The following is an 11288-nucleotide window of genomic DNA, read 5'->3' as shown; positions in this document are numbered from 1 at the left end:
GCGAGACGGCGGTGGGCCCGGTCAGCGTCCGTCCAGGACCTGCCGCCACTGCCGTACCGCCTCCACCGAAACCGGCCCCGCCCAGCCTCCCGGCCGCGCGGCCCCGCCGATGTGAAACGCGTCCACCCCGGCGGCGAGCAGCGTCGGCACATGGTCGAGCCGCAGCCCGCCGCCCACCAGGAGCTGCTGCTCGTACCCGGGCTCGCCACCCCTCGACGCCTCGGCGAGCAGCGTGCGGAGCCCGTCGTCGACCCCCGCGGCGGAACCGGCCGTCAGGAACGTGTCGAGTCCCGGCACCCCGTCCAACTGCTTGCGCAGCGCATCCCGGTCGGCGGCATGGTCGATCGCCCGATGGAAGGTCCACCGGCACCCGTCCAGCTCCCCCACGACCCGCTCCACGGTCCCCAGATCGACACCCCCGTCCGCGTCCAGGAACCCCAGCACGAACTCCTCGGCCCCGGCGTCCCGCAGCTCCCGGGCAACGCGTACCAGCCGCCCGACGTCCCCCGCCGCGAACCCGTCCGCCAGCCGCAGCATCACCCGCAGCGAGATGTCGACGGCGGCGCGGATCCCGGCGAAGGTGGCGGCCGACGGGGTGAGCCCGTCGGCCGCCATGTCGGTGACCAGTTCGAGGCGGTCCGCGCCTCCGGCCTGGGCGGCGACCGCGTCCTCGACGTCGAGGGCGATCACCTCCAGGACTGCACGCTTGCTCATGGGACCCCATTCATCGGCTCGGCGGGCGGTACAGGTCTAGTCCAATTCAAGACTACGCCTGTACGCGCCACGCAAGGGGCCCACCACTCAGCCGAAGATGTTCAGCTCCCCCGCCTCCACCCCCGCCAGCTCGTACGACGTCCCCTGCGCCACCGGCCGCCCCGCATACAGCCGTACGAGCGTGGCGGCGTCCCCGATGAACCGGGCCGGCGTCCGCTCCCCGCTCACCTCGCCCAGCCGCAGCGGCTCGTCCACGTCGTCGAGGTCGGCGTGCAGCGGCACGTGCCCCTTCTCCCGGGTGAGCCGGGCGAGGAGGGTGAGCGCGTCCGGCAGCCCCGCGCCCGCGTACGCGCCCGGCTCCCCGAACACCTCCCGCACATCGCCCGCGTGCACCCACTCGCCCAGCGCGATCACGTCCAGCACCCCGCCCGCCTTGGCGATCAGCGGCCCGGCCTCGGTCATCCCGCGCTCCAGCTCGTCGACGACCTGCGCGTTCGTCCTGTCGGCGCGGTCGGCGATGTCCCGGTCGTTCGACTCGGGCGAGAAGACTCCCTTCTCGAAGCGGCTCTCCACCACCCGGATCAGCGCGGACGAACAGTGCGCGAGCACGTCCCGCACGCTCCAGCCGGGACACGCGGCGGTCGCGAGCGCGAAGTCGGCGTCGGGACGGGAGCGAAGGAGAGGGATCAGGGCATCGCGTTCGGTGGTCAGGAGCCGGCCGGGCAGTTCGGGGTCGCGTACGTCGTGCAGATCTCCAGTCGTCATGGGCTCCACGCTATGGGCGCCCGGTGATCGGCGGGAGAATGTGGACATGGCCGATCTCGACGCCCTGCGCACCCGCTGGACCCGCGCCCTGGAAGGAGCCCGCTCCCCCGGCGCCGGCCCCGACCCGGCCCCGTACGCCGACAACCTGCTGGCCCGCTGGCAGGAGCCGCAGCGCCGGTACCACACGCTCGCGCACCTCACGGCGGTCCTGGACCACATCGACGTACTGGAGAAGCACGCGGACGATCCCGACGCCGTACGCCTCGCGGCCTGGTTCCACGACGCCGTGTACCTGCCCGACCGCTCCGAGAACGAGGAACGCTCCGCCCACCTCGCCGAACGCGCCCTCCCCGAGGCCGGGGTCCCCGGGGACAGGACCGCCGAGGTCGCCCGCCTGGTCCGCCTCACCGTCACCCACGACCCGGCCGACGACGACCGCAACGGCCAGGTCCTGTGCGACGCCGACCTCGCGATCCTGGCCTCGCCCCCGTCCGCGTACGCCGCGTACACGGCGGCCGTCCGCGAGGAGTACCACTTCGTCCCGAGCGACGCCTTCCGCGCGGGCCGCGCCGCGATCCTGCGCCAACTCCTGGATCTCCCTAGGCTGTTCAGGACGCCGTACGGCCAGGAGAAGTGGGAGGCGACGGCGCGCTACAACCTCGGCGCCGAGCTGGAAATGCTGTCGCCGCCCACGGACCCGGCCGCATAGTCTGCGCCCCATGCATGCATGGGGCGGGGACCAGGTGGAAGAGGCCGTGGCGGGCTGTGTGGCGGCGCTGCGGCCGGCGGTGGACCGGGACTGGGCGGCGGTGAACGCGGCCGGGCTGGAGTGGAGCTGCCACCAGACGGCGTTCCACATCGCCGAGGACCTCATCGCGTACGCCGCGAACCTGGCCGGGCGCGCGCAGAACGCGTACGTCCCCTTCGAGATCACCCTCGACGAGGGCACCGGCAACGCCGACCTGCTCCATGTCATCGAGACGACCGGCGCCCTGCTCGCCGCCGCCGTCCGCACCGCACCGCGCGAGGTCCGCGGCTTCCACCCGTACCCCTTCCGCAGCGCGAACCGCGAGGGCTTCGCCGCGATGGGCATCGCCGAGGTCCTCGCCCACACCCACGACATCGCGGGCGGCCTGGGCCTGGAGTACGAACCCCCGTCCGCGCTCGCGGAGTCCGTCCTGACCCGGATCTTCCCGCATGTGCAGCCGGGCCCCGACCACTGGCGCACGTTCCTGTGGGCCACCGGCCGCGGTGAACTCCCCGGCCGCGCCCGCCTCACCGAGTGGCGCTGGAACAACAACCTCGCCCTGCCCGCCGACCGCCTCACCCTCGAGGGCATCACGCCCGCGGCCGCGCGCGACCTGGTGGCGGGCGGCGACGGCGGCTTCGAGTGGATCGAGGGCGGCCCGTTCGAGGGCACGCGCGAGGCCTCGGGCTTCATGCTCAAGGCGTACGAAGGAGGCGTCCACCGCCCGGAGTTCGGCGTGTTCGCCCTCGTACGCAAGGAAGACGGCCGCGCGATCGGCGGCATGGGCTTCCACGGCGTCCCCGACCAGGAGGGCCGGGTCGAGATCGGCTACGACCTCGCCGAGCCCGCCCGCGGCAACGGCTACGCGACCGAGGCCCTGCGCGCACTGGCGGACTGGGCACTCGCCCGGGACGACGTACACACGCTCTTCGCGACGATCGACCACGAGAACGCCGCCTCGCAACGCGTGGTCGCACGGGCCGGCTTCACCCGCGCGACGGTCGAGGAGGAGAAGTCGCACGGGGAGTTGGAGACGGACCTCCGGCTGTACGTGCTCAAGGGCTGAGGAACCGGAAGCCCACTTCAGCCCTACGACTGCGCAGGGCGCCCTTTCGGCCTGCGCAGCCCCGCCCCCGTCAGCAACCGCACCACCTCGCGACTGCTGACCTCCACCGCCCCCGCCCGCACCGCATCCGCGTACCGATGCGACGGAATGTCGTAGTGGTCGCGCTCGAAGGCGCGTCGGGGCACGCCCAACCCGTCGGCGAACAGCCGTAGTTCGTCGTACGAGACGTCGCTGATCAGGTGCGACCACATCCGCCCGTGCCCGGGCCAGTTCGGCGGGTCGATGTACACCGTCACGACGAGGACGTCCCGCCGGTGGCCGACCGCAGCGCCCCCACCGCCGCGACCTTCACGCCCGCCTTGTGGCAGACCCAATGCGGGTCGGGGCCCAGCTCCGGTTCGACGTCCAGGGCGTGCGGGTCGCCGGAGCCGCAGACCGGGCACAGCGGCCAGCGGCCGTACGCCTCCAGCAGCGCGTCCTGGACGTCCTGCGCGACCAGCCCGGCCACGTACTCCGCGCCCTCCGGCCACTGCTCCACCCACCAGCGCCGCTGCACCACGGCCTCCTCGACCATGGACACCACGTCGGCGGCGGCGACCTCGCCGGCGGCCAGGTCGGCGAGCACGAGGGCGCGCGCCGCGTGCAACGCCTGCTCCAGGGGGCTGATGGGGTGCATGCCCCCATTGTGCGCACTCTTGACCAGGACACCGAGCCGAAAATATCTTTCATACGTGACCCAGGACGTGAAGGAAATTTTCGCAGCGCCGGGGAGCCGGGCGGCCGCACCCCCCGCGCCCGCCGCGCTCGCCGCCAAGGTGCGCACCCTCGCCCCTTCCATGACCCGCTCCATGCAGCGGGTCGCCGAGGCCGTCGCGGGCGATCCGGCCGGCTGCGCCGCCCTCACGGTCACCGGGCTCGCCGAACTCACCGGCACCAGCGAGGCGACGGTCGTACGGACCGCCCGGATCCTCGGCTACCCCGGCTACCGGGACCTGCGGCTCGCCCTCGCGGGACTCGCCGCCCAGCAGCAGTCGGGCCGCGCGCCCGCCATCACCACCGACATCGCGGTCGACGACCCGATCGCCGACGTCGTGACGAAGCTGGCGTACGACGAGCAGCAGACGCTCGCCGACACGGCGGCCGGGCTCGACACGGTGCAGCTGGGGGCGGCGGTGGCCGCGGCTGCGGTGGCACGGCGCATCGACGTGTACGGGGTGGGGGCGTCCGGGTTGGTCGCGCAGGACCTGACGCAGAAGCTGCTGCGAATAGGCCTGATAGCCCAGGCGCACAGCGATCCGCACCTCGCCGTCACGAACGCGGTGCAGCTGCGCGCCGGCGACGTCGCGATCGCGATCACCCACTCCGGGTCGACCGGCGATGTCATCGAGCCGTTGCGGGTGGCCTTCGAGCACGGGGCGACGACGGTGGCGATCACCGGGCGGCCGGACGGGGCGGTGACCCAGTACGCCGACCATGTGCTGACGACGTCCACGGCGCGGGAGAGCGAGCTGCGGCCTGCGGCGATGTCGTCCAGGACCAGCCAACTCCTGGTTGTGGACTGCCTGTTCGTGGGAGTGGCACAGAAGACGTACGAAACGGCTGCGCCCGCGCTGGCCGCGTCGTACGAAGCGCTGGCGCATCGGCACCGCCGTTAGAAGCATCCACCGGAACCGCACACCTGAAAGAGCCGCCCCCCATGACCTCCACCTCCAACCCCCGTGATCTCCGCGCCGAGTTGGAATCCCTGACCACCGAGGCGTTTCGTCAGGACCTCGCCGACATCGATCAGCTCCCCACCCTCGAGATCGCCCGGCTCATGAACACGGAGGACGCGTCCGTCCCGGCCGCCGTCGCCCGGCGGCTGCCCGAGATCGCCGCCGCCATCGACGCCGTGGCCGAACGCATGGCCCGGGGCGGGCGGTTGATCTACGCCGGGGCCGGGACCGCCGGGCGGCTCGGGGTGCTGGACGCCTCCGAGTGCCCGCCGACCTTCAACACGGACCCGGAGCAGGTCGTCGGCCTGATCGCGGGCGGCCCCGATGCCATGGTCACCTCGGTCGAGGGCGCCGAGGACTCCGCGGAACTCGCCCGGAGCGACCTCGACGCCCTGCGCCTCATCGCCGCCGACACGGTGGTCGGCATCTCCGCCTCCGGCCGCACGCCGTACGCGATCGCAGCCGTGGAACACGCCCGCGAGCAGGGCGCGTTGACCGTCGGCCTGGCCTGCAACGCCGACAGCGCGCTGGCCGCGGCCGCCGATCACGGCATCGAGATCGTCGTCGGCCCGGAGCTGTTGACCGGCTCGACCCGCCTCAAGGCGGGCACCGCCCAGAAGCTCGTCCTCAACATGCTCTCGACGATCACGATGATCCGGCTCGGCAAGACGTACGGGAACCTGATGGTCGACGTACGCGCCTCGAACGAGAAGCTACGGGCCCGTTCCCGCCGTATCGTCGCGCTCGCCACGGGAGCGTCGGACGACGAGATCGAGCGGGCCCTCGCGGCCACCGACGGAGAGGTCAAGAACGCGATCCTCGCCCTCCTGGCCGGTGTCGACGGCCCCACGGCGGCCCGCCTCCTGGAGGACTCCGGCGGCCACCTACGCGCCGCGCTGGCGGCGGCCCGATGACCTACCTCTCGTAGCCGCTCACCGCGGCGATCCACTTGATCAAGTCGCCCGGGTCCTGGTCGGCGCCATGACCGGCAGCCGCCGCTGCCGGTTGACCTCCCGAACCCTCGCCCGCAACACCTCCTCCGGCGGCGCCGGTCCGACCGACCCCGGCGGGCAGTCCCACTCCCGTCCGCCACCGACGGGACGCAACTGCACTCTGCCGCCGACATGGCCCATGACCTCGCCGATCCGGCCGTCCCGTACGTCGGTCACGTGCTCCCCGACGGCGGGCCGTTCGCCGCGCAGGACGGAGGCGAGGCGTTCGGCGGTGCGGGTGTTGCAGCGGCCGAGGTCGACGAGGGCGAAGGGTTCGTCGCTCGCGCCGGTGACGGGGTCGACGGTGAGGGAGGGCAGGACGACGCCGACGCCCACGAGGGCCTCTCGCAGGGTTTCGACGACTTCTTCGGTCGACCGCACGTTGCTCGTACCTCCACGCTGAGTTTGCTATTTGCAACACAGCGTGTCGGTTGCGTGTCTAACCTGGCCATAAGGGGCTGCCCAACAACGCCTGCTGTTCGACCGGGAGTTGCACATGCCAGGACCGAAGGACCTCGACCCGTCGTCATCGCCGCGTGCGCTGCTGGGGGCGGAGTTGCGCCATGCGCGCGAGAAGAAGGGACTCAGCCAGGAGGCCTTGGGCTCGCAGGTGTTCGTGAGCGGTACGTTCATCGGCCAGTTGGAGGCCGGGACACGGCGCCTGCAGCCGGACATGGCTCCAATGCTCGACAGGGCGCTCGGCACGGACGGCTTCTTCGAGCGGAACTGTGCCGCGGCCAACAAGTCCAAGTACCACGAGGATTTCGCGGAGGCGGCGGAGGCAGAGGCCCAAGCCACGACGATCAGGGAGTACGCACCGCTCCTGATCCCAGGACTGCTCCAGACACCCGCATACGCAAGGGCCGTGAACCGCGCGTACGATCCGACGGCCCTGGAGGAGACAATCGACGAGTGGGTGGAAGGCCGCAGGGAGCGGACTCGCCTTCTGGACCATCCAACAAAGCCGCTGCTGTGGATGGTGCTTGACGAGGCTGCGTTGTGTCGGGAGACCGGTGGCCGAGCGGTGATGGCGGAGGCTCTGCGTCACATCGCCGGTCTGGCCCGCCGGAGCCGGGTCATCGTGCAGGTGCTGCCACTCAGCGCGGGAGCGCACGCGGCGATGGAGGGCGCCCTGAAACTCATGGAGTTCGAGGAAGCCCCTCCACTGGTCTACTTCGAGGGCGTCGGCACCGGACGGCTGGAGGACGACCCGGCCACAGTCACCCGACTGCGGTTCAGGTTCGATCTCCTCGTGGCCTCCGCACTCTCACGGGAGAAGTCCCTGGCTCTCATCGAGGCGTTGGCGCAGGATTACGCCCATGAGGAACATCTCTGAGGACGACCTGAGCACGGCCACCTGGTACAAGTCGAGCTACAGCGGAGGCGGCGGAAACAACTGCCTGGAAGTAGCCGCCGGCCACCCCACCCTCGTCCCCGTCCGCGACTCCAAGAACCCCCACGGCCCGAAGCTCGCGTTCCGGGCGGAAGCCTGGTCCGCGTTCGTTGCGGGCGTGCAGAGGGGAGCCGGGGCCTGAACCGGACCGCCGGCAGCGACTGAACAGCCCCCGCCAGGTGCTCCGACACCTGCGGGGGCTTGACCATCGAGATCGAAGAGGCGATCCAACGGCATCTCCCCCGTGAACGTCACCCTGAGCACCGAGAAGCTCGGGCATTGCGCACACTGATACCTATGAACCACGCCCAGCTGACCGCCCTGGGCCGCGCCCTCCGCCTCCTGGGCGAGCACGGCGAGGCCCTCACCGCCGACACTCCGGACGCCAGGCTCCACGAGGTCAAGGCCGATCTCCGTCGCGCCCTGGACCTGCTGGACGAGAGCGTCACCGGCGCCGCGCCCGCCACCCGCTGCCCCGAGCACCCGAACGGCCCGGTCGACGAGAACGCCCACGACCTCTGCCTGCTCTGCGAGACCCGCCGCCGCGCGGCCCGCCGCGCCGAGTACAACGGCGGCCCCGTCCCCCCGCACGCCACCGAGACCGTCCCCTCCCGCTACGGCGTCAGCGCCGACCGCCCCCAGCCCCAGCAGCGCTGGCTGCCGGAGGCGTGGAACGGCCAGGCGTGGCAGCTGTGCGGCACCCCGCGCCGCGACCGGCGCGAGGCCGAGATCTATCTCGCCGCGCAGAGGCGCGGACCGAGGCCGGCGATGGCGTACCGGCTCGTCCATGAGTTCACCGACTACGAGGTGCTGCGCGTCTGGGGTACGCCGGTGAAGGTCGACATCGAGCCGCTCGGCAATCTCTAGCGGCTACTTCAGCAACGGCAGCTCACCGAACTCGTACCCCTCCCACAGCCGCCGCGACGCCTCCTCCGGATAAGGCCTGACCTCGGGCTTCGCATCCAGCACCTGGACCAGCCGCTCCTCGTTCCCGTACGCGGGCCAGCCCGGCTCCCCGGTCCGCGCGAACGCCGTCCACGACGCCCTAAAGCGCGCCGACAGCTCCTCCGCCTCCGCCGGAACCCCGCTCCCGGCGAACAGCAGAAGCCCCAGATCCGCCTCGAACGTGCCGAAGAGCAAGGGGACGTCCAGCGCGTGGCACGCCCCGAGGACCCCGCCGCTCCCCGGCGCCGGCCAGGTCAGCTCATAGACGTGCGCGCGACCACCGGCCGCGATCTGCGCCTCGGCCAGCCGGAGCGACGGCATCCCGAAGAGCCAGTCCGTCTGCACCCGTTCGAACAGCTCACCGGGCGTCGCCTCGGGGAAAGCGGCACGATACGACCGCTCCCCCTCCACGCCTCCGGGCGCGAACGTCCGCAGCGCCCAGGCCGCCTGTTCCTCCCCGATCTTCCCGAGCTGCCCGCCCATGGCGAGGAACAGCCGGAACTCGTCGCGGTTGTGCCCGACCAGCAACTCCACGTCCCGCGCCGCGCCCGCCGCCACCGCCTGCCACGGAGGAGCCGGCAGCACCTCGCCGTCCACCACGGGCGAGAAGGGCGTGGCCGTGGGCGCCACCTGCCCCCAACGGTCCGCGTACGCCCGCATGTTCGCCCCCACCGCCTCGCCCGCCGCCGTGAGTCGGCGCGGATCGACGGTGGCCAGGTCGGCCGCGGTCGGCGACAGACCGGCCTCCACGGCGATCGCCCGGGCGATGTCCCGGGCCAGTTCGTCGGAGAAGTACGTGCCCGGCACACTCTGCGCGATCGCCCGCCGGAACAGCCCCCGCGCGCTCGGCATCGCCAGCAGCGAGGCCACCGACCCCGCGCCCGCCGACTCCCCGAAAACCGTCACCTGCCCGGGGTCGCCACCGAACGCGGTGATGTTGTCCCGCACCCATTCCAGCGCGGCGACCTGGTCCAGCAGCCCCCGGTTGGCGGGCGCCCCTTCGATACGCGCGAATCCTTCGACGCCCACCCGGTAGTTGAGGGTGACGACGACCAAGTCGCCGTCTCGGGCTATGCGTTGGGCGTCATAGCCGGGGCTGCCGGAGTGGCCCAGCTTGTAGGCGCCGCCGTAGATCCACACCATCACCGGGCGGAGCGACGCCGAATCGGCTTCCGGGGTCCAGACGTTGACGGTCAGCCAGTCGTCGCCCTCGGGCACGTCCAGCACGCCCGTCCTGCCCATGAAGGCGGACTCCTGCGGAGGCGGCGGGCCGAAGGCGTACGCCTCCCGAGTCCCCTCCCAGGCCCGTACGGGCCGCGGCGCCGCGAACCTGGCCTCCCCGACCGGCGGTTCGGCGAACGGTATTCCGCGGAAGACCGTGAGCCCGCCCTCCCTGCGCCCGCAGACCGCTCCGGTGGCGGTACGCACGACCGGGCCTTCAACTGTCGTCATCGGTCACCATGCCTCTCGATCAGCTCCCGCGTCCGTTCCTCGTCCAGTTCGTACACCGTCTCGTGGGCCCGCGGATCACGCGCGTGGAAGGTGTGGAACATCGGCCCCGTCGCTCCGCCCAGCTCCACCAGCGAGGCGGACGCCCCGCGCACCGCACGCTCGGTCCCGGGCGCGGTGGTCAGGTCGATGCGGTTGACGATCCCCGGCGTGACCCACACCGGCACCGACTCCAACAGCCCGAAGAGCTGGAGGTGGTAGTGCCCGGTGAGCACGACCCGTACGTCACTCCCCCGGACCGCCTCCGCCAACCCGCCCGGATCACGCAGCCCGAAGACCTGCTGGGTCGCCGAGATGTCGAGGGCGATCGGCGGATGGTGAAAGGCAAGGACGGTGCCCCGCTCGGCGGGAACACTCAACACACCCCGCAACCAGTCCAGTTGGGCCGCACCCAAGTGCCCGTACACCTCCCCCGGCACAAGCGAGTCCAGCGTCACGAACCGCCACCCGCCCACCGTGCTCACCGCACACCGCTCGGCGCCGGTGGTGTGCGCACGGTCGCTGCCGTCGACGGCGAGATGCCCACTGCCGAGCACCTTGGCGAAGGCCTCACGCTCGTCGTGGTTGCCGGTGGTGTAGAAGACGGGCGCGTCCATACGCCCCGCGAACTCGCCGATCAGCTCGCGCACGGTCGAATACGCCTCCACCGCCCCGTCGTTGGCGAGATCCCCGGTGACGACGATCGCGTCCACGCCGCGCTGGTACCGCAGTTCGTGGAGCATGAGCCGGAGCGAGTCGGTCGCGTTGACGCCGTGCTTGTTGGGGGCGTCGGTGCGCTCTATGTGGGTGTCTGACAGATGCAGGATCCGCATGTCACGAAACGCTAGCCGCCCGCCACATCGTCGTCACCACCTGCCCCGTGGGGAGGAGGATCTCATCGCGGACGGCGAAGCCCACGCTCTCGTACCGCTTGAGATTGGCGGGGTTGGTCGACTCCAGATAGGCGGGCGCACCGAGCTCATCGATACGCGCAAGACTCTCGGCCAGCAGCCCCATGCCGAGCCCCTTGCCGCGGTGGTCCGCGTGAGTGCCGAGGATGGTGAGGTAGAAGAAGGGCTCGGCGGGATGGACCGCCTCGAACTGCTCCCCGACGGCCATGACGGCTCGGGCTGTGTCGGGGCCGGCGGCCTCCGCCAGCCGCTCCTCGAGCCCGCCCATCTCTGACTCGGTCAGCTCGATACCGCCCGGCGGGATCCAGATCGCTGCGGCTTCGGCGCCGGGTGTCACCAGAGTCCACGGGTAGCGGAGGGCAGAGGTGACATAGACCCGCCACATGACAGCTGCCTGGGCGGCACGCCGCAACTTGTCCGGGAAGGCCGGGCCCCACACCGGATCGTGGAAGAACGCGGAAGTGAAGGTGGCAACGATGGCGTCGATGTCGGCGGCGGTGGCGATGCGAGCGAAACCCTTCGTCATACCCACCATCTTCAGCCCGCGTACA

Annotated in this window: 15 protein-coding genes; 7 read left to right on the top strand and 8 right to left on the bottom strand. The window is 71.7% G+C overall.

Annotated features, from left to right (window positions below):
- Nucleotides 1-21: 21 nt before the first annotated feature.
- Nucleotides 22-714 (bottom strand): copper homeostasis protein CutC, encoded by a 693-nt coding sequence (locus tag ACFY1L_RS23395; protein WP_388827430.1) that lies wholly within the window; start codon nucleotides 712-714, stop codon nucleotides 22-24.
- Nucleotides 715-801: 87 nt separating this feature from the next.
- A complete protein-coding gene (locus ACFY1L_RS23390; protein WP_388827427.1) occupies nucleotides 802-1479 on the bottom strand; it encodes a maleylpyruvate isomerase family mycothiol-dependent enzyme in 678 nt (225 codons plus the stop codon).
- Nucleotides 1480-1525: 46 nt separating this feature from the next.
- Between ACFY1L_RS23390 and ACFY1L_RS23385 the strand changes: the two genes are divergently transcribed.
- Together ACFY1L_RS23385 and ACFY1L_RS23380 are read left to right on the top strand one after the other, a co-directional pair.
- The gene (locus tag ACFY1L_RS23385; RefSeq protein WP_388827424.1) at nucleotides 1526-2188 is read left to right on the top strand and encodes a hypothetical protein; all 663 of its coding nucleotides are present in this window, start codon (nucleotides 1526-1528) and stop codon (nucleotides 2186-2188) included.
- Nucleotides 2189-2198: 10 nt separating this feature from the next.
- Entirely contained in the window at nucleotides 2199-3293 is a 1095-nt protein-coding gene (locus ACFY1L_RS23380) for a GNAT family N-acetyltransferase (RefSeq protein WP_388827421.1), read from the top strand.
- Between the two features lie 23 nt (nucleotides 3294-3316).
- Here the strand turns inward: ACFY1L_RS23380 and ACFY1L_RS23375 are convergent, their stop codons facing one another.
- Together ACFY1L_RS23375 and ACFY1L_RS23370 are read right to left on the bottom strand one after the other, a co-directional pair.
- The gene (locus ACFY1L_RS23375) at nucleotides 3317-3589 is read right to left on the bottom strand and encodes a DUF4031 domain-containing protein (RefSeq protein WP_388827418.1); all 273 of its coding nucleotides are present in this window, start codon (nucleotides 3587-3589) and stop codon (nucleotides 3317-3319) included.
- Nucleotides 3586-3969, bottom strand: a complete 384-nt coding sequence (locus ACFY1L_RS23370; RefSeq protein ID WP_388827415.1) for a hypothetical protein — start codon at nucleotides 3967-3969, stop codon at nucleotides 3586-3588. The genes ACFY1L_RS23375 and ACFY1L_RS23370 overlap by 4 nt, the downstream gene beginning before the upstream one ends.
- A gap of 55 nt (nucleotides 3970-4024) precedes the next feature.
- Here ACFY1L_RS23370 and ACFY1L_RS23365 point away from each other — a divergent pair, with 55 nt between their 5' ends.
- Nucleotides 4025-4948 (top strand): MurR/RpiR family transcriptional regulator, encoded by a 924-nt coding sequence (locus ACFY1L_RS23365; protein ID WP_388827412.1) that lies wholly within the window; start codon nucleotides 4025-4027, stop codon nucleotides 4946-4948.
- Between the two features lie 41 nt (nucleotides 4949-4989).
- Nucleotides 4990-5922 carry an N-acetylmuramic acid 6-phosphate etherase gene (gene murQ / locus ACFY1L_RS23360; RefSeq protein WP_388827409.1) on the top strand — a complete coding sequence of 311 codons (933 nt, stop codon included), beginning with the start codon at nucleotides 4990-4992 and terminating at the stop codon, nucleotides 5920-5922.
- A gap of 39 nt (nucleotides 5923-5961) precedes the next feature.
- Here murQ and ACFY1L_RS23355 read toward each other — a convergent pair whose 3' ends face one another.
- On the bottom strand, nucleotides 5962-6381 hold the full coding sequence (locus ACFY1L_RS23355) for a hypothetical protein (protein WP_388827406.1): 420 nt from the start codon (nucleotides 6379-6381) through the stop codon (nucleotides 5962-5964).
- Nucleotides 6382-6496: 115 nt separating this feature from the next.
- Here ACFY1L_RS23355 and ACFY1L_RS23350 point away from each other — a divergent pair, with 115 nt between their 5' ends.
- From ACFY1L_RS23350 to ACFY1L_RS23340, 3 genes are all read left to right on the top strand, one after another.
- Complete coding sequence (locus ACFY1L_RS23350; protein ID WP_388827403.1) at nucleotides 6497-7336, top strand: Scr1 family TA system antitoxin-like transcriptional regulator; 840 nt, start codon at nucleotides 6497-6499, stop codon at nucleotides 7334-7336.
- On the top strand, nucleotides 7320-7535 hold the full coding sequence (locus ACFY1L_RS23345; RefSeq protein WP_388827400.1) for a DUF397 domain-containing protein: 216 nt from the start codon (nucleotides 7320-7322) through the stop codon (nucleotides 7533-7535). The genes ACFY1L_RS23350 and ACFY1L_RS23345 overlap by 17 nt, the downstream gene beginning before the upstream one ends.
- A 155-nt stretch (nucleotides 7536-7690) precedes the next feature.
- Nucleotides 7691-8260, top strand: a complete 570-nt coding sequence (locus tag ACFY1L_RS23340) for a hypothetical protein (RefSeq protein WP_388827397.1) — start codon at nucleotides 7691-7693, stop codon at nucleotides 8258-8260.
- A gap of 3 nt (nucleotides 8261-8263) precedes the next feature.
- Here ACFY1L_RS23340 and ACFY1L_RS23335 read toward each other — a convergent pair whose 3' ends face one another.
- Genes ACFY1L_RS23335 through ACFY1L_RS23325 form a run of 3 tightly spaced genes read right to left on the bottom strand, consistent with a single transcriptional unit; the run spans nucleotide 8264 to nucleotide 11263 of the window.
- Nucleotides 8264-9790 (bottom strand): carboxylesterase/lipase family protein, encoded by a 1527-nt coding sequence (locus ACFY1L_RS23335; protein WP_388827394.1) that lies wholly within the window; start codon nucleotides 9788-9790, stop codon nucleotides 8264-8266.
- Nucleotides 9787-10659, bottom strand: a complete 873-nt coding sequence (locus tag ACFY1L_RS23330; RefSeq protein WP_388827391.1) for a metallophosphoesterase family protein — start codon at nucleotides 10657-10659, stop codon at nucleotides 9787-9789. Before ACFY1L_RS23330 ends, ACFY1L_RS23335 begins: the two co-directional genes overlap by 4 nt.
- 1 nt (nucleotide 10660) lies before the next feature.
- Entirely contained in the window at nucleotides 10661-11263 is a 603-nt protein-coding gene (locus tag ACFY1L_RS23325; protein WP_388827388.1) for a GNAT family N-acetyltransferase, read from the bottom strand.
- Nucleotides 11264-11288 lie beyond the last annotated feature (25 nt).

This window comes from Streptomyces sp. NPDC001663, assembly GCF_042893105.1.
Lineage (GTDB): Bacteria > Actinomycetota > Actinomycetes > Streptomycetales > Streptomycetaceae > Streptomyces.
The sequence above is the reverse complement of the archived record's forward strand: the minus strand, read 5'-3'. Positions and strand labels throughout refer to the sequence as shown.